General features: G+C 62.3%; 15 protein-coding genes. 4 read left to right on the top strand and 11 right to left on the bottom strand.

Going from position 1 to position 19808, the window contains the following annotated elements; translation table 11 throughout:
* The first annotated feature begins 28 nt into the window (after window positions 1-28).
* Entirely contained in the window at window positions 29-1168 is a 1140-nt protein-coding gene (locus AC07UB_RS09895; protein WP_494652814.1) for an acyl-CoA dehydrogenase family protein, read from the top strand.
* Between the two features lie 70 nt (window positions 1169-1238).
* On the opposite strand, the gene AC07UB_RS09890 is transcribed toward AC07UB_RS09895, so the two are convergent.
* From AC07UB_RS09890 to AC07UB_RS09845, 10 genes are all read right to left on the bottom strand, one after another.
* Window positions 1239-2288 carry an amino acid ABC transporter substrate-binding protein gene (locus AC07UB_RS09890; protein WP_494652812.1) on the bottom strand — a complete coding sequence of 350 codons (1050 nt, stop codon included), beginning with the start codon at window positions 2286-2288 and terminating at the stop codon, window positions 1239-1241.
* Between the two features lie 54 nt (window positions 2289-2342).
* Window positions 2343-2939 carry a L,D-transpeptidase gene (locus tag AC07UB_RS09885; protein ID WP_492791646.1) on the bottom strand — a complete coding sequence of 199 codons (597 nt, stop codon included), beginning with the start codon at window positions 2937-2939 and terminating at the stop codon, window positions 2343-2345.
* Window positions 2940-3078: 139 nt separating this feature from the next.
* A complete protein-coding gene (locus AC07UB_RS09880) occupies window positions 3079-3210 on the bottom strand; it encodes a DUF2474 domain-containing protein (protein WP_492791647.1) in 132 nt (43 codons plus the stop codon).
* Between the two features lie 2 nt (window positions 3211-3212).
* A complete protein-coding gene (cydB, locus tag AC07UB_RS09875; protein WP_492791648.1) occupies window positions 3213-4226 on the bottom strand; it encodes a cytochrome d ubiquinol oxidase subunit II in 1014 nt (337 codons plus the stop codon).
* A 5-nt stretch (window positions 4227-4231) separates the two neighbouring features.
* On the bottom strand, window positions 4232-5641 hold the full coding sequence (locus AC07UB_RS09870; RefSeq protein ID WP_492791649.1) for a cytochrome ubiquinol oxidase subunit I: 1410 nt from the start codon (window positions 5639-5641) through the stop codon (window positions 4232-4234).
* Window positions 5642-5795: 154 nt separating this feature from the next.
* Complete coding sequence (locus tag AC07UB_RS09865) at window positions 5796-6545, bottom strand: energy transducer TonB family protein (RefSeq protein ID WP_494652809.1); 750 nt, start codon at window positions 6543-6545, stop codon at window positions 5796-5798.
* A 21-nt stretch (window positions 6546-6566) separates the two neighbouring features.
* Window positions 6567-6998, bottom strand: coding sequence for a TonB system transport protein ExbD (exbD, locus tag AC07UB_RS09860; protein ID WP_492791651.1), 432 nt, complete (start codon window positions 6996-6998; stop codon window positions 6567-6569).
* A 4-nt stretch (window positions 6999-7002) separates the two neighbouring features.
* Window positions 7003-7965 carry a tonB-system energizer ExbB gene (gene exbB / locus AC07UB_RS09855; protein ID WP_492791652.1) on the bottom strand — a complete coding sequence of 321 codons (963 nt, stop codon included), beginning with the start codon at window positions 7963-7965 and terminating at the stop codon, window positions 7003-7005.
* A 242-nt stretch (window positions 7966-8207) separates the two neighbouring features.
* The gene (locus tag AC07UB_RS09850) at window positions 8208-10322 is read right to left on the bottom strand and encodes a TonB-dependent receptor (protein ID WP_494652806.1); all 2115 of its coding nucleotides are present in this window, start codon (window positions 10320-10322) and stop codon (window positions 8208-8210) included.
* Window positions 10323-10563: 241 nt separating this feature from the next.
* On the bottom strand, window positions 10564-11730 hold the full coding sequence (locus AC07UB_RS09845; protein ID WP_494652804.1) for a PepSY-associated TM helix domain-containing protein: 1167 nt from the start codon (window positions 11728-11730) through the stop codon (window positions 10564-10566).
* A 266-nt stretch (window positions 11731-11996) separates the two neighbouring features.
* Between AC07UB_RS09845 and AC07UB_RS09840 the strand changes: the two genes are divergently transcribed.
* Complete coding sequence (locus AC07UB_RS09840) at window positions 11997-14159, top strand: TonB-dependent receptor (RefSeq protein WP_494652802.1); 2163 nt, start codon at window positions 11997-11999, stop codon at window positions 14157-14159.
* A 64-nt stretch (window positions 14160-14223) separates the two neighbouring features.
* Here AC07UB_RS09840 and atzF read toward each other — a convergent pair whose 3' ends face one another.
* Window positions 14224-16023: an allophanate hydrolase gene (gene atzF / locus AC07UB_RS09835; protein WP_494652800.1), complete on the bottom strand. Its 1800-nt coding sequence runs from the start codon at window positions 16021-16023 to the stop codon at window positions 14224-14226.
* A 443-nt stretch (window positions 16024-16466) separates the two neighbouring features.
* On the opposite strand from atzF, the gene AC07UB_RS09830 reads away from it, so the two are divergent.
* Complete coding sequence (locus AC07UB_RS09830) at window positions 16467-18326, top strand: feruloyl-CoA synthase (RefSeq protein ID WP_494652798.1); 1860 nt, start codon at window positions 16467-16469, stop codon at window positions 18324-18326.
* A 185-nt stretch (window positions 18327-18511) separates the two neighbouring features.
* A complete protein-coding gene (locus tag AC07UB_RS09825; RefSeq protein ID WP_492791658.1) occupies window positions 18512-19729 on the top strand; it encodes an ABC transporter substrate-binding protein in 1218 nt (405 codons plus the stop codon).
* Window positions 19730-19808: the final 79 nt, after the last annotated feature.

The following is a 19808-nucleotide window of genomic DNA, read 5'->3' as shown; positions in this document are numbered from 1 at the left end:
TAACTCACATTGCATTGGATTCTATAAAATGGCTCTCGTCTTCAACGAAGAACAGTCAATGCTGCGCGACAGCGCGCGCAGCCTCATCAGCGACAAGGCGCCGGTCGCGCATCTGCGCAAGCTGCGCGACACCAAGGATGCGACCGGCTTCTCGCGCGAGTTATGGAAAACATTCGCCGAGATGGGCTTTGCGGGTCTTCTGGTGCCGGAGGAGTTCGGCGGCAGCGCGCTGGGCGCGGTCGAGGCAGGCGTGGTGATGGAGGAAATCGGCCGCACGCTGATGCCGTCGCCGTTTCTGTCGACCGGTGTGGTGGCGGCAACCGCGCTGACGCGCGGCGGCAGCGCCGCGCAGAAGTCGGAATATCTGACGAAGCTCGCCAAGGGCGACCTGATCGTGTCGCTTGCGGTGGACGAGGGCGCCAAGCACCGTCCGCACAAGACCGCGATGAAAGCGACGCGATCCGGCAACGGCTTCAAGCTGAAGGGTGCGAAAGCCTTCGTGGTCGACGGTCACGTTTCGGATCTGCTGATCGTGGCGGCCCGCACCGCGGGCGAACCCGGCTCGCGCGACGGCCTGACGCTGTTTCTGGTCAATCCGAAATCCAAGGGCATCGAGATCGAACGCACCGCGATGGTCGACAACCACAACGCGGCACGTATCATGTTCAATGATGTCGATGTGACGGCAGACAGTGTACTCGGCGAAGTCGATCAGGGTGGGCCGCTGCTGGACGGCATTCTCAATGTCGGCCGCGCGGCGGTTGCGGCTGAGATGGTCGGCCTCAGTGAGGAGGCCTTCACGCGCACGGTGACCTACCTGAAAGAGCGCAAGCAGTTCGGCAAGTTGATCGGCGAGTTTCAGGCCCTGCAGCACCGCGCCGCGCATCTCTATACCGAGATCGAGATCACGCGCGCGGCGGTGATGAAGGCATTGCAGGCGCTGGATTCGGATTTTGACAAGGCCGGTGCCGCGGTTGCGGTGGCCAAGGCGAAGGCGGGCACGACCGCAACGCTGGCGGTGCAGGAAGCGGTGCAGATGCACGGCGGTGTCGGCATGACCGATGAATTCGACATCGGCTTCTTCATGAAGCGCGCGCGGGTGTGTCAGGAATTGTTCGGCGATGCGTCGTTTCATGCCGATCAGCTGGCGCGGCTGAAAGGATACTGAGCGACGATGTTCCCCAATAAAAATAGCCGGGCTTAAAGCCCGGCCATTTGCGTTCATAGAATCTGGCGCGCTACCTGATCGGCGGGGCGTACTGGATGCCGCCGGCGTTCCACAACTGGTTCAGCCCGCGCGGGATCGCGAGCTTCGAGCCTTCGCCGACATTGCGGTCGTAGACTTCGCCGTAGTTCCCGACATGGCGGATGATGCGCGCGGCCCAGTCCTTCGTCAGGTCCATTTCCTCGCCATAGGCGCCTTCGGTGCCGACCAGGCGCATGACGTCGGGCTTCTTCGACTTTAAAGCCTCGTCGATATTCTTGGAGGTGACGCCGAGCTCTTCCGCGTTAAGCATCGCGTAGATCGTCCATTTTACGATCAGCAGCCACTCGTCGTCGCGCTGCCGCACCACTGGCGCCAGCGGCTCCTTCGAGATCACGTCGGGAAGAATGCTGTGTTCGCCGGGCTTGGTCAGCCTCAGCCGCAGCGCATAGAGCTGCGACACGTCGGTGGTCAGGACGTCACAAGTGCCTTCGTCATACGCCTTGAGGACGTCATCCAGTTTCGCGAAATTCAGTTCCTGATACTTGATGTTGTTGGCGCGGAAGTAGTCCGCGAGATTGAGCTGCGTCGTGGTGTTGGCTTGAACGCAGACCTTGCTGCCGTCGAGTTCGAGGCCGGATTCGACGTTGCGCGACTTGCGCACCATGAAGCCCTCGCCGTCGTAATAGGCGATGGCCGCGAAGTTCAGTCCGTATTCGGTTTCGCGGGACATGCTCCATGTCGAGTTACGCGACAGGATGTCGACTTTGCGATTGCGCAATTCCTTGAAGCGTTCGCTGGCGTCGAGCGGAACGAATTTCACCTTGGTCGGGTCGTTGAAGATCGCGGCGGCTACGGCGCGGCAGATATCGACATCGAAGCCGGTCCAGTTGCCCTTGTCGTCGGGCAACGAGAAGCCCGGCAGGCCAGTGTTGACGCCGCACAGCACTGCGTCGCGCTTCACGGTACGTTTCAGGGTCCGAGTGTCGTAGCGCTCATAGGTGATCGCGGCGGCCGCGACGGCGACCGCGATGACTGCACCGAACAACAGGCCGGTGTTAAATGTCCGTGGAAAGAAAGCCATGAAATAATCCCGCCTGTGATGCGTGCGTGGAAGCAAAAGGTGGACTGTCCGGATCTAGATTTCCGGCCGCTGACGGATAATGACCTTGGTGCCGACCGGGATACGATCATAAAGATCGGTCACGTCGGCATTGACCAGACGGAAGCAGCCCGACGACACGGCGCTGCCGATGGTCTGCGGCTGGTTGGTGCCGTGAATGCGGTACACCGTTGCGCCGAGATACAGCGCGCGTGCGCCCATCGGATTGCCCGGGCCACCCGCCATGAAGCGCGGCAGATAAGGCTGGCGTGCGATCATTTCCGGCGGTGGCGTCCAGTCCGGCCATTCCTGCTTGCGGGTGATCTTCTGCAATCCCTGCCACTGGAAGCCTTCGCGGCCGACGCCGATGCCGTAGCGCAGCGCGCGGCCGTTGCCCTGGATCAGATAGAGGAAGCGTTCGGACGTGCTGATGACGATGGTGCCGGGTGCTTCGGTGGTCCGGTAGAAAACGGCAGTGCGCTTGAATTCCGGCGCGAGTTCTTCGTCGTCTGGGATGTAGCCCGGCTGGTCGCCGATGTTCATCTCGCGTCCCTGCGCGAAGGCGTGTGATGCCGCGCCCAACAGGCTGACGCTAATCAGAGTCGCCAGAGACAAAAGCCGGAAGATGTTCATGTCGAGAATCCCGCGTTGGTCCGTGCCTGCGCGCATCAAACCTGAGCCATGCACGGCTGGCAAGTGATACGCGCGTCAAGGCGCGCACCATGCGTCGCAAATCCTTAAAATATCTCTGAAATTAGCGATGGTTTCGCGGTCAGTGCGGCTTGATCCAGAGCCGCAAAACGTAGGCGAGCGTGGCGACCGAGCCGGTGCCCAGCAGCCATAACGCCACGAACCACAACAGGCGTCGTCCGAGCGGACGGGGTGGTTCGGGCGGCGGTGCCATGACTAGTGATAGCCGCTCGACGCGTCGACCTTGCCGCGGAAGACATAATAGGCCCATGCGGTGTAGCCGAGGATGATCGGCACCAGGATCGCGACGCCCCAGATCATGAAGTTCAGGCTGTTGGCGGGGGCGGCGGCCTGCCAGATCGTGATGCTTTGTGGCACGATGTAGGGATACATGCTGACGCCCAGTCCCGCATAGGACAAGCCGAACAATGCGAGCGACAGCACGAATGGCCGGTAGTCCTGCTTGTTCGCAATACTTCTCAGGAGCAGCAGCGTGACGACAGCCACCGCGATCGGGATCGGCGCGGTGAAAATGATGTTCGGCCATTCAAACCAGCGCCGCCAGTAGTCGGCCTGAAGGAATGGCGTCGCGAGGCTGACGGCGACAATGGCGATCAAGGTCGCGACCAGCAGCCACAGGCTGAGGCGATAGGCATGGTCGCGCAGTTCGCCGGTGGTCTTCATGACCAGCCAGGTCGCGCCGAGCAATCCATAACCGGCGACGACGGCAAGGCCAGTCAGAATGCTGAACGGCGTCAGCCAGTCCCACCAGCCCCCGGCATAGGCGCGGCCTTCGACATGCACGCCTTGCAGGATCGCACCGAGCGCGATGCCTTGCGCCAGTGCTGCGATCAGCGAGCCGCCGGCGAATGCGATGTCCCAGCGGTTGCGTTCGCTCTGGGTGCGCCAGCGGAATTCAAATGCCACGCCGCGAAATATCAGCCCGATCAGCATCGCGATGATCGGCGTATAGATCGCCGGCATCAGCACCGCATAGGCCAGCGGAAAAGCCGCCATCAGTCCGCCGCCGCCGAGCACCAGCCAGGTTTCGTTGCCGTCCCACACCGGCGCGACGGTGTTCATCATCACATCGCGGTCTTCCTTCTTCGGGAACATCGGAAACAACATGCCGAGTCCGAGGTCGAAGCCGTCCATCACGATGTACATGAAAACGGCGAAGGCGATGATGAAGGCCCAGAGCGTCGCGATATGGAAGAATTCTCCGGCCATGGCGTTCACCCTTGTCCATGCGTGATGGAAACGGACTGCGCGGGCGTAATGCCTGCGGCGCGGCTCGGCACATCCTCGCGCGGACCCTGCTCGCCATGGTGCGGCGGCTCGTGCATCAGCCGCAGGATGTAGAACACGCCCATGCCGAACACGATGAAGTAGACGATGATGAAGGCGATCAGCGACGTGGCGACGGCGGGCGCGTCGAGCGGTGATGCTGAATCCACCGTGCGCAACAGACCGTAGACCGTGAACGGCTGACGTCCGACCTCGGTGGTCACCCAGCCCGCCAGCACCGCGATGAATCCCGCCGGTCCCATCGCGAGCGCAAAGCGATGCAGAAATTGCGAGTCATAAAGCGTGCCGCGCCAGCGCGCCCACAGACTGAGAATGCCGATGCCGAGCATCAGGAAGCCGATGCCGACCATGATGCGGAACGACCAGAACACGATCGGCACTTTCGGCCAATTCTCGCGCGGTACGGTATCGAGACCCTTCAGCGGCGCATCCAGCGAATGCTTGAGGATCAACGACGACGCTTTCGGAATCTCGATCGCGTATTTCACTTTCGCCTCGTCCTGATCGGGCCAGCCGAACAGGATCAGCGGCGCGCCGTTGGGATGGCTCTGGAAGTGGCCTTCCATCGCCATCACCTTGACCGGCTGATGCTCCAGCGTGTTGAGGCCGTGCTGATCGCCGGCGAAGATCTGGATCGGGGCCACCAGCGCCGCCATCCACATCGCCATCGAGAACATCACGCGGGCGCCTTCAAGCTTCGAATTCCGCAGCAGGTGATAGGCGCCGACAGCGCCGACCACGAAGGCGGTGGTGAGATAGGCCGCCAGCACCATGTGCACGAGGCGATAGGGGAAGGATGGATTGAAGATCACCTTCCACCAGTCCGCGGCGACGAACTGTCCCGCGGGATTCATCGCAAAGCCGGCGGGCGTTTGCATCCAGGAGTTCGCCGACAGAATCCAGAATGCGGAAATCAGCGTGCCGATGGCGACCATCAGCGTGGCGAGGAAATGCAATTTGTGGCCGACGCGCTTCAGCCCGAACAGCATGACGCCGAGGAATCCGGCTTCAAGGAAAAACGCTGTCAGCACCTCGTAGGCCATCAGCGGCCCGATAATGGGGCCGGTTTTGTCGGAGAACACCGACCAGTTGGTGCCGAACTGGTACGACATCACGATCCCGGAGACGACGCCCATGCCGAAGGCGATGGCAAAGATCTTCAGCCAGTAATTGAACAGGTTGATGAAGACCTCGCGGCCGGTCCACAGCCAGAGCGCTTCGAGAACGGCGAGATAGCTTGCGAGGCCGATGGAGAAGGCCGGAAACACGATGTGAAAGCTCATCGTGAACGAAAATTGCAGGCGCGCCAGGGTGATGGCGTCGAAACCGTCGAACATTGCGGGCCTCCGGCATGCTCAATCCGGAGATGCTATAGCACGCTCGCTGGCGGGTTGATAATGGTCACGGCGCGCAATGTTGCATGGCTCGAATCCGATCAAGCCTGCGGCGTTTGGTCCTTGGTGCGGAAGCCGATCAATAATCCCTGCGCTATCAGCGCAGGAAGAAGCGTACCGGCACGGTGAAGCTCGCCGAGCTTTGCGTCATTTCCGGTGGGAATGATGGCAGCGGCTGTGCGCGATGGATCATCGCCATGGTCTCGCCGTCCAGCGCAGAGGAGCCTGAGGATTTCGCCAGCCGTGCGCTCGTCACCTGTCCGCCGCGGCTGACGGTGAAGCTCAGCATCGCCACACCCTGTTCACCGGCGGCTTTCGCGCCGGACGGATATTGCTTGTAGCGCTGAAGGTGCGCCGACAGGATGCCGTTGTAATTCGCGCGCGCGGCCTGCGCCGCCTGCGGCGTCGCCGTGGTGCGCGGCGCGGGCGCTTCGGTCGGCTTCTTCGGCCGCTCGACTGGCTTGGGCTTCGGCTTGACGATCGGCTTCGGCTCAGGCTTCGGCTTTTCCGGAGGAGCCACGACCTCGGCCTTCTCCTGCATGGGAGTCGGAGGGACCTGTTCCTCGACGATTTCCTGCGGCTTCTCGGGCTCGGGCGGCGGCGGTTCGGCCTCCTGCATCTGCGGGCCAGGCGCGAGATCGAGCTGTTGCGGCTCCGGCGTCGGCGGCGCCGATTCCAGATCGAGCATGATCGGCTCGGATGCGGTGCCGGCCACGTCGGGCGGCGTGTACCAGTTCAGGCCCGCGGCAATCGCTCCGACGTGAACGGCCACGACCAGCGCCGCCGACAGCGCCCAGCGGCGGACGTCGGTTTGGTCGGGCGGGCCGTGCAGGACGAGCGTGTTCATTTCAGCTGCTTGCCGCTCTGTTCAGTTTCTTGCGTCGAGTCCGACGAGCGCGATCTTGAGATAGCCGGCGTTGCGCAGCAGGTTCATCACGTCCATCAGATCGCCGTAAGGCACGCTCTTGTCGGCGCGCAGGTAAACAGGATCGGTCTTCTTGCCGTTCATGGCGGTATCGAGCGCGCTCGCGAGTGTCGGACGCGGAACGATGTCCTCGCCGATCGCAAGCGTCAGATCCGGCTTCACCGTGACGAAGACCGGCTTGTCCGGACGCGGCGGAGGTGTCGCGGTGGAGGCGGGAAGTTCGACGCCGAGATCGACGGTCGCCAGCGGCGCTGCAACCATGAAGATGATGAGAAGCACCAGCATCACGTCGATGAACGGCGTGACGTTGATTTCATGCGTTTCGGCCAGATCGTCATCCGCGCCGGCGACTTTGCCGCCCAGTTTCGCGCCCATGACGTTACTCCGCGGCGCGCGCGACGCGCAGTGAGCGGCGGCCCTGATCGCGGCTGATGAGCAGCATCACCTGCGCGGAGGCGTCGCCGAGCAGCGCGCGATAGGCCGCAACCATGCGGGCGAGGTGGTTGTAGATCACGACCGCAGGAATGGCCGCGATCAATCCCATCGCGGTGGCGAGCAGTGCCTCGGCGATACCCGGAGCGACAACTGCGAGGTTGGTGGTGTGCGCTTCGGAAATGCCGATGAAGGAATTCATGATGCCCCACACCGTGCCGAACAGGCCGACGAATGGCGCGGTGGCGCCGATGGTGGCGAGCATGCCGGTGCCGCGAGCGATGCGCCGCGACATCGCAGCCTCGACGCGGCTGAGCCGCAGTTCAATGCGTTCCTTGAAGCCCTCGTCGTTGATAGTGTCTGACAGTCTCGCTTCCGCGGCGGCGGATTGCACCAGCAGCGCGACCGCGTCGTCGCCGTCGCGGGCGTCGCGCTCGGCTTCAGCCAGCGAAATGTCGTTGCCGAGTATTTCGATGCGATTTTTCGCGCGCGAGGTTTCGCTGCGCAGTTCGAGCAGCTTCGCGACGCAGATCGTCCAGGTGACGAACGAGGCGAAAGCCAGCCCGATCATCACGATCTTAACGACGATGTCTGCGCCCATGAACATGCCCCACGGGGACAGGTTGTGCGGCAGCGCAGGGTTCCTCGCCGGCGCGGTCGTTCCCTGAACGGCCGGTGTTTGGGCGACAGGCGATTGAGCGGCGGGTGACTGAGCAGCAGGAGCCGCGGCGGCCGGCAACTGAACGGGAGGAGCCTGCACAGCGGGCGTCGGCGCGGGCTGTGCTTGAACAGCGGGTTGTTGCGTGCCCGGCGTTGGCGTGCCGGGTGTCTGCGCAAAAGCCGGCACGATCAGCATGATGGCAGCGGCGAGCGAGACCAGAGATCCGGCGGCCTTCTTGAAAGGGGTCATATGCTCTCCGCTTCTTCAAATCGCATTCGCAGCCGACATCATGATCAACGTCAGAACTATCAACGTCAGATGGCCGAGCCTGCTTTTCGTTCCAGACCTTCGGCGAAGAAATCCGCAGCGTGGCGCTGCGTCTGTCGCTGTTCGACTGAAGGCCCGGTCGTTTTAATGCACGCGGCTGACGTTGTCGCCCTTGGTTAGCTGGATTTGGCCAAAACTGGAACGATTCCAGTCTTTCCGCGGCCTCAGAATCTCACATTTGTGAACAGCCGGACGCCGAGGCCCGGCTGCAGCACTTCCGCTTTCTTGAACGAAATATGATTGCGAATGGCTTCGTTGAGCAGGTTGTCGCCGGCGAGTCCGACGGTGATTTCGCGCGGTCCGCTGTCGGTCCGGTTGAACGTATGCGTGTAGCTCACCTCTGCCTTGAGCAAATTGTAGCCGTCGGTCGGGGTCTCGTTGAGCGACACGTCGTTTTGCGTGAAGGCGTGCAGCAGCCCGACCCGCGCGTACCATTCGGCGCTGCGCCACCACACGCCGCCGCCGAGCCGCATCGGCGCGATGCGTGGCACGTTGGTTCCATCGGTGAAGGTCGCGCGCACGATGTCGTACTGACCGTCGACGCCGAACACGCCGTTGCCGAGTGGTGTGACATCGAGTTGAGCTGCGAGTTCCGCGCCCCGGAAAATCGCGTCGCGCTGGCCATAGGCAACCTGAATCAGCGGGCCGGCCGCGCCGCAGGTGAAAAATTGATCGACGCAGAAGTTGCCGGTCACCTGCTTGAAGATGAAATCCTGATAGCGCGTGTAGTAGAGGCTGGTCTCGAACCGCAGTTGCCCCTTGGCGCGCTTGAGCCCGATCTCGGCGGTGTTCGCGGTTTCGATTTTCAGGTTCGGATTTCCGATGACGAATGTTCCGGACGCATCGTCGGAGCCGCGTGAATAAAGTTCGGGCGCGGCCGGCGCGCGCTGCACCCGCTGCGCCGTCAGCGTCGCCACCATGTCCCATGGCAGGTTTTTCAGGAGACCGAGACTCGCGCTCTTCGGCGCGAACGATCGCCGCCCGGGTTCTTCACCGAACGTAACGGGCGGTGGCAGGAAATCAGCCGGGAATGACGGCGCGAGACCCTTGACCAGATGGTTCTCGATGCGGCCCGCTGCCTGCAGCTTCAGTGTGTCGGTGAACTGGATCTGCTCGAACGCGAAAATGGCGGCGGTATCGGTCTTGGTCGGCGACAGCAGGCCGCCGAGATTTCCCACGGTGCCGAGTTCGCGGTGTCCGACCTGCGCGCCCCATGTGCCCGTCAGCGCGCCGAGCGCGGTCGCGACCGAGGCGTGGTCTACCTCAAAGCGCCCTTCGAGTTCGCGGTTCTTGATGGTGTTCTGCACGCCGTCGATGCCGCCCGCACCGATGCCGAGTTCATTGTGCTTGTAATCGCTGGCGCCGAAGGTGAAGCGCACGGCGTCGATGCCGTCGGTCGGCGCGCGCCATTCGCCCTTGCTGGTCCACTTGGTTTGTTCGAGATCGATGCGCGTTTTCTCCCGCGCGTCGATCACACCGGGAATGTGATAGAGGCTGGTGATGTGCTGGATCGCGGTGCCGATATAGCCGCCGTCGAAAAAGTACGAACCGCCGACGGATTGTCCTTCCGATTGCAATCGCGTGTTGGCCTGCACGCCGCCGGGAATCCGGTAGTCGCCCGCGCGCCGCGCATAGGCATCGGCATGGATCGCGACATTGTTGCCGCTGGCGTCCACGCTGGTCGCGCCGTCGAGGCCGTTGTCGACCGACGACGCGCCGCCCTTGAAGCGTGCGCTGAACCCGCCTGGTGTCAGCGTTTCCGGAATGCGGTTGTTGGTGGCGCTCACCACGCCGCCGATGGCCTGCGATCCGTAACGCAATGTCGCCGGTCCGCGGATGACTTCGATCTTGTCGGCGGCGAGCGGATCGATCGGCACCGCGTGGTCCTGACTGAAATCGGATGCGTCCTGCGTGCCGATGCCGTTCTCCTGCACACGCACGCGATAATCATCGAGGCCGCGGATGTTCGGACGGCTCGCGCCCGGCGCAAATGTCGATGAAGCGACGCCCGGCAATCCGGAGAGAAGATCGGCAAGCGAAGCTGCATTGCTGCGTTCGATCTCGCGTCCGGTGATGGCGGTGGTGGATTGAAAGGTGGTGTCGGTGATGGTGACCGGGCCGCGCTGCAAGCCGTCACCTGATGTGGCCGGCGCGGCATCCGCCGGGGCCGATACGGCGATTTCGGGCAGCACCTCCTGGGACTGGCTTTGGCCTACACCCCCCAAACCAGCCGACACACAGGCCATCCCGGCTGCCGAAACCCATGATTTCAAACGCATTTCGCCCTCAACCCGCGCCACTCTCGGGCTGTTAGTAATGCAAATGCGAACTATTCGCAATAAGAGAGTTTGAGATCGATGCGCCGATAAGGCTGGGTTTTTCGGAAGGACGGTTTTTTTCAGAAGTGGCTTTGGCCGGAAGATCGCTGGATCAACTGCACCCGCAGCATCGCGCCGTCGCCGTCGTGATGCCGTGTCGCAGATGATCCGTCAGCGCAAACGCTGAGATTGCGAACTGCGGCTATTCTGCCGGGGCAGCTTCGCCGAGGGGGTTCGACGCCTTGCTCGGCCCGGCTCTCTTCATCAGCACGCGCTGACGGCGCTGGCGCAGCCAGACCAGAATGCCGGTGACGCCGAGCACCGCCGGCATGATGCCGCTCAGGAACACGACGAGGCGCCAGATTTCGCCGGAGTGGCTGCCTTCATGCAGCCAGCGGATCCATGACGCGATCCGGTCGCCTTGCAGTGGCTCGAGTACCGTCACCGCACCGCTGCGGTCGTTGACGGTGATGGTCACCGGTTCGGCCTTGCCGTCTTCACGCAAGCGGACGCGCCATGTGCCGGTTTGCGGGTTCGGATAGAAGATCGCATCGACCGCCGAATTCGGCCGTGCGGCTGCGAGCGCATAGATATCCGATGGCGAGCGTTGCGGACTGGCCATGACCTGACCGCCGGGTCCGCCGCCTCCGCGCTGCTGCACTGTCATCGGCGCCATCGACGACAGCACCGAGCGGCCCTGCTGGGGCCATGCGAGATAAATGCCGGTCAGCGAAATCAGCGCCAGCGGAAAACAGATCCAGAAGCCGGTCATGTAATGCAGATTGGACGATGTCGCGGGTGCGCGCCGCCACACGAAGGCGCGGTGCCACTGGCCGCGCCGCGGCCACCACAGATATAGACCCGTCAGCGACAGTGTGAGCATTGCGACGCCGACCCATCCGACCGTGCTGCGGCCGTAATCCGGAATCGTCAGGTTCTCGTGGAACACATGCATGAAGCCGAAGAACGTCTCGCGGAAATTGACGATACTCAGCACGCGCGCATCGGTGCGGTCGATGGAAGCCGTCAGTCGCACGGGCCGTTCGCCCTGGCGCGCCGGGCCGCGAAGCGCAATCGTCAGCGGCGTGCGGCCGTCATCCGGAATGTCGATGAACAGCGGCGCGAAGCCTTCGCCCGCAGCCTTGCGCGCATTGGCGGCGGCAAGAGCAAGATCGGTCGGCGTCTGCGGCGCGACCGCGTCCCGCGGCGTGCGCATGAACGCGTCGATGTCGTCGTGATAGACGAGGATCGCGCCGGACAGCGCGACCGGCACGAGCAGAACGAACAGGCCGATGCCAAGCCACAGATGAACGTTGCGCCAAAGCCGTTTCAGGAAACCGCTGCGGCGTGCCGGAGAAGATGCTGTCATCTGGAATCGTTCTAAGCTCGATACTCTTGAGTGATTCTAAATTCGCGCACGCACAGCGCGTTTGTTCGATTTCTTTAATCGCAGTGCGCATATCCCTGCAATTGCCAAAGCCGCGAACGGGCTCAGTTTGCAGACGTTCTAATCTCAAAGGGTTGCCCTGCTGCCGCGCACTTTCCTAAACGCTGCCTTGAATTCGCCGTTCGTGTGAACGCGCGACAATTGAGCAGTTGGGGAATGGGCGTATGCGGGGTGTTGCAGGAATTGCCTTGAAGGGAGTCGATTCACGCGAAGCCGGGCTTTGCTCCGGGCGCACGGCATGGCTTTCAGTGAGCTATGTGGCATTGATGTTGGCTTCGGCGGCTATTGTATCGGGGGCGGTTGCCCAGGAAGCGTTGCCAACAATCGACGTTGAAAGCGCAGGTGGCGACAAGAACGGCACCGTTGGTTACCTTGCGACGAGAACGTCCAGTGCCACGAAGACCGACACGCCGCTGATCAATGTCCCTCAGTCGGTTAGTGTTCTGACCAAGGAATTCATCAAGGATCAGAATTTTCAGAGCATTGGTGATGCCATCCGCTACGTTCCCGGCGTGATACCGCATCAGGGTGAAGGTAATCGCGATCAGGTGGTCATTCGCGGGCAAAGCTCGTCGGCGGATTTCTTTATCAACGGTATCCGGGACGACGTTCAGTACTATCGCGATCTCTACAATATACAGAGCATCGAAGTGCTGAAGGGGCCGAATGCGATGATCTTCGGTCGCGGCGGTGGTGGCGGCGTTATCAATCGCGTGCAGAAGGAAGCGGACGGGGTTCCGATTCGCGAAGTCACGGTTCAGGGCGGTTCGTTCGACAACAAGCGGGTTTCGATCGACACTGGCGGTGCTGTGGACGCGAATGTCGCCGGCCGAATCAATGCCGTGTACGAGAAGTCCGGCACGTTCCGGAACTATGGGGACATCGAGCGCTACGGGATCAACCCGACCGTCACGATCCGTGGCGATGACACCAAGGTCAAGCTCAGCTACGAATACTTCCACGACGAGCGTACCGCGGATCGCGGTATTCCCTCATTGGGCACTGTTCCAGCGGCAACGCGTTTCAATCCCACGGTTCCTTATCCGACCGATCCTGCAACGTTCTTCGGAAATCCGGATCTGAGTTATGCGAAGGTCGACGCGCACATCGCGGACGCCGTGATCGAACACGACTTCAACAATGGTCTGAAGGTCAAAAATACGTCGCGCTATGCCTATTACGACAAGTTTTACCAGAACGTATTTCCGGGCAGCGCGGTCAATCCTGCTACAAGTCAGCTGACGCTCTCCGCGTATAACAACGGTATCAAGCGCCAGAATTTGTTCAATCAGACCGATTGGACCTACAAGACCAATACAGGGCCCGTGCTGCATACCCTTGTGTTTGGGACGGAATTTGGCCGGCAAACCAGCGACAGCCTGCGCATGACAGGCACCTTCCTCGGCTCGAACGTTGTTTCGGCTTTCAATCCTGCGAGCTTTGTTCCGGTCAGCTTCGCGAACAACGGCGGCTCCGACGCAAATGCCCTCTCATCTCTCAACCTCGCATCTGCCTATGTGCAAGATCAGATCGAAGTCACAAAGTATCTTCAGTTTATCGGAGGTGTGCGCTTCGACCAGTTCGACCTGACGGTTAACAACAGAAACAACAATCTGACGACGAGCAGGGTCGACAACCTCGTATCGCCCCGGGCCGGCGTCGTGTTCAAGCCCGTCGACAATGTGTCTGTCTACGGCAGCTATAGCGTATCCTATCTGCCAAGTTCGGGCGATCAGTTCAGCGCGCTGTCTCCTGGCCTTGCGGTCACGGAGCCGGAAAAATTCACCAACACCGAAGTCGGCGTGAAATGGGATATTACGCCGCGGACGCAATTCACCGCTGCTATCTACGATCTCGATCGTGATAATCAGAGATTCACAACCAATACAGGCCTCATTCTTACAACCGGAAAAACCAATACCAAGGGCGCTGAAGTCGCTCTTACCGGTTACGTGACCGACCAGTGGCAGGTCACGGGTGGTTACGCCTATACTGACGCCCGCGTCGTCAGCGATAATTCGCTCATCATCGTCAAGGGCAACCGTGTTGGCCTCGTGCCGTACAACACGTTCACGATGTGGAACAAATACCAGATCGACCCGATGTGGGCCGCGGCTGTTGGCGTGATCCACTACGACGATTTCTATGCGACTTCAGACGACACCGTGCGGCTGCCTGCCTTTACGCGTGTCGATGCCGCCGTTTATCTCAAGATCAATGAAATGTGGCGCGCGCAGTTGAACATCGAAAACATCTTCAACACCGGATACTATGCGACAGCCGACGCGAACAACAACATATCGCCGGGCTCGCCCCGGGCATTCCGGGTGTCGGCCATTGCCAAATTCTAGAACACTCGTAATTGTATTTGCGATGTGAGCAGAGGGGAAGCGAACCATTCGCTTCCCCTTTTCGCTACGCCGATTTTGTCTGCGCCGCGATGAACGCACGCCATCCGCCGAACTGCGTGATGTCGCGCGCGCCGTCGATGGCGGCAGCTTCAACCAGAAAGCCTTTCACGCCGGAGCCATCCGCGAGACGCACGGTGCCGATGGACAGCGGCGACGGGATCGTAGCCACGAATGCGCCGAATGCCTGTGTCGGCAGCGCCCACACTTCAACCGCGATCGCGGCGCCTCCGCTCTCCGCGCGCAGCAGGCCGGGCTTCGGCGGCACAGTGCCTTTCAGCGCATAGAGCTTGTAGTCCGGCGTCGTCGATGTCGCTTCGATCAGCCGCCCGCCAAGGATGCGCAGTTCGTGGTTCAGCGCCATGCCGGACAGATGTGCACCGACGGCGACGATGGCGACTTCATCCGCGCCGGGTTTTTTCGAGACCGGCGCGAGCGGCGATTGCTTGAGGTTCTTCGCGCCGACGGCGAGTTTCGTGTCGGCATGAAACACCCGCCCGATGCTGGCGAGCTGCGCGTCGTGTCCTGCGGGCGCGAGCAGCGTGATGCCGAACGGAATGCCGTCCGCGCGCATCGACGCAGGCACGGCAAGGCCGCACAGGTCGAGCAGGTTGACGAAGTTCGTATAGGTGCCGTTGCGGCTGTTGAGTTCGATGGGGTTCGCCAGCACCTGTTCGACGGTGTAGGCGCTCGGCGCGGTCGGCAGCACCATCGCGTCGATGCTCTCAAAAGTCTTGCGGCTGATCTGACGCATCGCTTCGAGCCTGTAGAGCGCAGCGAAAGTGTCGACGGCGGTGAGCTTCTCGCCTTGCAGTGTAATCTCGCGCGTAACCGGATGCACCGCATCGGGGTTTGACGCGAGCAGATCGCGAATGACGAGATAGCGTTCAGCGACCCACGGCCCTTCATAGAGCAGCCGCGCGGTCTCATAGAACGGCGCCAGATCGAACAGGACCGGCGTTGCGCCGAGCGCGATCAGTCGCGCCACCGCTGCGTCGTATCCGGCTTCGGCGGCTTCATCGCCGAAGAATTTCAATTGTCCCTTGCGCGGGATGCCGAGTCGGAGCCCGGCCGGAAAGCCTGTCACCGCGCCGACAAAACGGTCGCGCGAATACGGATCGGCGGCGTCGTATCCGGCCATGACGTTGAGCGCGATCATTGCGTCGTCGACGTTCAGCGAAAAGATCGATACGCAGTCGAGCGTGCGGCATGCCGGCAGCACGCCGGAGGTCGACATCAGGCCGAGCGATGGTTTCAGTCCGACGATGTTGTTGAGCATCGCCGGCACGCGGCCAGAACCCGCGGTGTCGGTGCCGAGCGACAGCGGCACCAGTCCCGCCGATACCGCCACCGCCGATCCCGAACTCGATCCGCCCGGCACCAGATCGCCGCGCACGGGATTTTTCGGAATGCCGTAGGGCGAGCGTACGCCCACAAGACCCGTGGCGAACTGATCGAGATTGGTCTTGCCGATCACGATGGCGCCGGCCGCGCGCAGCCGCGCCACGGTGTTGGCGTCCTGCGTCGGTCTGTAGGAGAAAGCAGGGCAGGCGGCGGTGGTCGCAAGTCCCGCGACGTCGATGTTGTCTTTCACCGCGACGGGCACGCCGAACAGCGGCAATGAAGCATCGCCCTTCGCCGCCAGCGCGTCGGCTTCCGCAACCGCCTCGGCCTCGTCGCGCAGGCTGATGAAAATGGCGGGGTCGCTGTGATCGCGGATGCGCTGGAAGGTGCGCGCCACGGTTTTCGCGAGCGATGTCGTTCCGGCGCGATGCGCGGCAACGATCTCGGCAACAGTCTCGGTCACAAATCGCTTCCCGTCATTCTGGTGTTGGTCCTGCCGCCTGTTTGCGCGGACCCGGTTAGTTATTTCCGGCAGCCTCAGTCATCCTGCCCGTCGCTCCTATCGAAGCAAGGCATGTGCCATTGTGTACATCTCGGGTCGGCCACTCTCGATCCTCGAATTCCCAACTAAAAGCAGAGGCTTGCGCGATGATCGCCGCTCCTGCCGGTGGTCGAAAGCGTCGTCTGGAACGGAACGGACGATTAAAATTCAGGCAATTGGCTGCGCGCCTTGGGCCGCCACGGAGCGATTGACAGGCTGCCCTCAATCTGCATTATATTGCATCAATCGCCAAAGAGCGACAAAGAGAACTGCATTATTATTCTCAAGTGCAGTCGCCGAGGAGAGGGACCACCCATGTTTGCGTTCGCCGCACCCGCGACGAATCCGATCCTGTGGCCGGCGTCATGACGCCGGCCACCGCCCATCGTCGCAGCGATCCGCAGGCGCTGTTCGCGACGCCTGCGATCGTGTCCGAGCGCAAGGCCGACGGCAGCATCTGGCTCAGGTCGGCGACGCCGCTGCAATCCTACGCGCGCTGCGCTGGCGACTGGCTGGAGCAATGGGCGCGCGAGACCCCCGAAACAGTTTTTCTGGCCGAGCGCGCGAGCGCCGATGCGCCGTGGACCCGGCTGACCTATCGCGATGCGCGATTGCGCGTGCGCGCCGCCGCCGCGTGGATTCTCGCGCAGGGCATGAGCGCGGAACGCCCGCTCGCGATTTTATCCGACAACTCCATCGACCATGCCGTCTTCATGCTGGCGGCGATGCACGTCGGCGTGCCGGCGGCGTCGCTGTCGCCTGCCTATTCGCTGGTCTCGAAGGATTTCGACAAGCTGAAGGGTATGATCTCGCTGCTGGACCCCGGCGCGATTTATGTCTCGAATGCGAAACTGTTCGCGCCGGCGCTCAACGCCATCGCGCCACTGCACAGCGCCACCGTTGTCGCGGGTAATCCCGACGGCTTCGAGGGCGCGCTTGCGTTCTCATTCGTGACGGCGACAGCCGAGAGCGCCGATGTCGCGCGCGCCTTTGCGGATCTGACGCCCGACACCGTCGCCAAACTGCTGTTCACGTCCGGCTCGACCGGCACGCCGAAGGCCGTCATCAACACGCAGCGCATGATGACCTCGAACCAGGCCGCCAAGGCGCAGGTCTGGCCGTTTCTCGGCGACGGCGGGCTGACGATTCTGGACTGGCTGCCGTGGAGCCATACGTTCGGGGCCAATCATAATTTCAACTGTGTGCTGCGCAACGGCGGCACGCTGTATATCGACGGCGGCAAACCTGCGCCGGGCCTGTTCGCGTTGTCGCTGGCGAATCTGCGCGACGTGATCCCGACGGTGTATTTCAACGTGCCGCGCGGTTACGACATGCTGATAGCGGCATTGCGCGAGGATGACGATCTGCGCCGCCGTTTTTTCACCGGCGTGAAGTTCATGTTCTATGCGGGCGCGGCGCTGCCGCAGAATTTGTGGGACGCGCTGGAAGCGCTGTCCGTCGCCACTGTCGGACACGCTGTCCCGATGGTGTCGGCGTGGGGCTCGACCGAGACCGCGCCGCTCGCGACCGACTGTCACTTTCAGGCGCAGCGTTCCGGCAACATCGGCGTGCCTGTCCCCGGAACTGATATCAAGCTGGTGCCTGCGGGCGACAAGCTCGAGGTGCGGGTGCGCGGGCCGAACGTGACGCCGGGTTACTGGAAGGCACCGGAGCAGACCGCGAAAGCGTTCGACAGCGACGGCTTCTATCTGATGGGCGATGCGATGGCGTTCGCCGATCCCGCGCGGCCCGAACTTGGATTGTTCTTCGACGGCCGCGTCGCCGAGGATTTCAAGCTCACCTCCGGCACCTGGGTCAGTGTCGGTGCGCTGCGCGTCGCCGGCATCGCCGCACTCGCGCCGCTGGCGCAGGACATCGTGGTCACGGGTCATGACGCGAACGACGTCCGCTTCCTGGTCTTTCCCAACATTCCGGTCTGCCGCGCGCTGGCGCAATTGCCCGACGCCGCCGTGGCCGACGTGCTGGGCGCACAGGTCGTGCGCGATGCAATCGCTCTGGGCCTGTCGCGGCTGAAGGCAAACGGCGGCGGCTCATCGAGCTTTGCGACGCGGGCGTTGCTGATGGCCGAATTGCCGTCGGTGGACGACGGCGAGATCACCGACAAGGGTTACATCAACCAGCGCGCGGTGCTGTCGCGCCGCGCATCCGAACGCGCGAGGCTCGATGACGATGATGGCGGCGACTGGATCGGATGTCCGGTCTGACCCCACGGAGGGCGACGATCTGCCACTTTCGTTGCAGGAGACGGCGCTGGAGACGGCAGGAGATATGTGCTGCAATCGAGAGATTGCAGCCTGCATAAGGAAATTCAAAAAGCGGGCGGTTGCGCCCGGAGCCTGAACGGCCCGACGACATTCAAACAATCAAAAAACGAGAGGGAGCCACGTCCATGTCCAACGAGATCAAGTCCAATCAGATTCTGAAAGTCACCCGGAGAACGCTGTTGTCCGGCGCCGCCGGTGCGGCCACGCTGGCGGTGACGCCGCGCCTGTTCAGCCCCGCGATCGCGCAAAAGGCGCCGCTCAAGGTCGGCCTGATGCTGCCTTACACCGGCACATTCGCGAAGCTCGGCCAGTTCATCGACAACGGCTTCAAGCTCTATGTCGAACAGAAGGGCGGCAAGCTCGGCGGACGCGAGATCGTGTTCGTGCAGGTGGATGACGAATCCAAGCCCGAAGCCGCCACCGACAACATGAACCGCCTCGTTGGCCGCGAAAAGGCTGACATCGTTGTCGGCACGGTGCATTCCGGCGTCGCGATGGCGATGGTCAAGGTCGCGCGCGACACCAACACAATGATGATCATTCCCAATGCAGGCGCCAACGACGCCACCGGCCCGCTGTGCGCGCCGAATGTGTTCCGGACCTCGTTCTCGAATTGGCAGACCACATTCCCCGCCGGCAAGGTGCTGTTCGATGCCGGCATCAAGAACGTGGTCACCATCACCTGGCGCTACACCGCCGGCGCGGAAATGATCGGCGCTTTCACTGAGAATTTCACGAAATCCGGCGGCAAGATCGTTGAGGATCTGACGCTGCCGTTCCCCGAAGTGGAATTCCAGGCATTGATCACCCGCATTGCGACGCTGAAGCCGGACGCGGTGTTCTCGTTCTTCGCCGGCGGCGGCGCCGTGAAGTTCGTCAAGGATTACGCAGCGGCGGGTCTCAACAAGTCCATTCCGCTCTATGGCGCGGGGTTCCTCACCGACGGCACCATTCAGGCGCAGGGCGAGGCCGCCAACGGCATCAAGACCACGCTGCATTACGCCGACAATCTCGACAATCCGGCGAACGTCGCGTTCCTGAAAGCGTTCAAGGCCAAGACCAATCTGGATGGCGACATCTATGCCGTGCAGGGCTATGACGCCGCCGCGCTCTACGACATCGGCCTCACGGCGGTGGGCGGCGATGCCGGCGCGCGCGACAAGATGATCGCGGCGATGGGTTCGGCGAAGATCGATTCACCGCGCGGCCCCTTGAGCTTCAACAAGGCGCACAACCCGATCCAGAACATCTACCTGCGTGAGGTCCGCAACGGCCGCAACGAGATGGTCTCGATCGCGCAGGCCGCTGTCGACGATCCGGCGCGCGGCTGCAAGATGACGTAATCCTGTTTGAAGGCGGGCGCTGTAGATCGATCCGCACACGGTGTGTCATGGCCGGGCTTGACCCGGCCATCCATCTAAA

The organism is Afipia sp. GW821-FHT04G03, from assembly GCF_059419985.1.
Note: the sequence above shows the minus strand (reverse complement) of the source record. Positions and strands in the feature narration are given on the sequence as shown.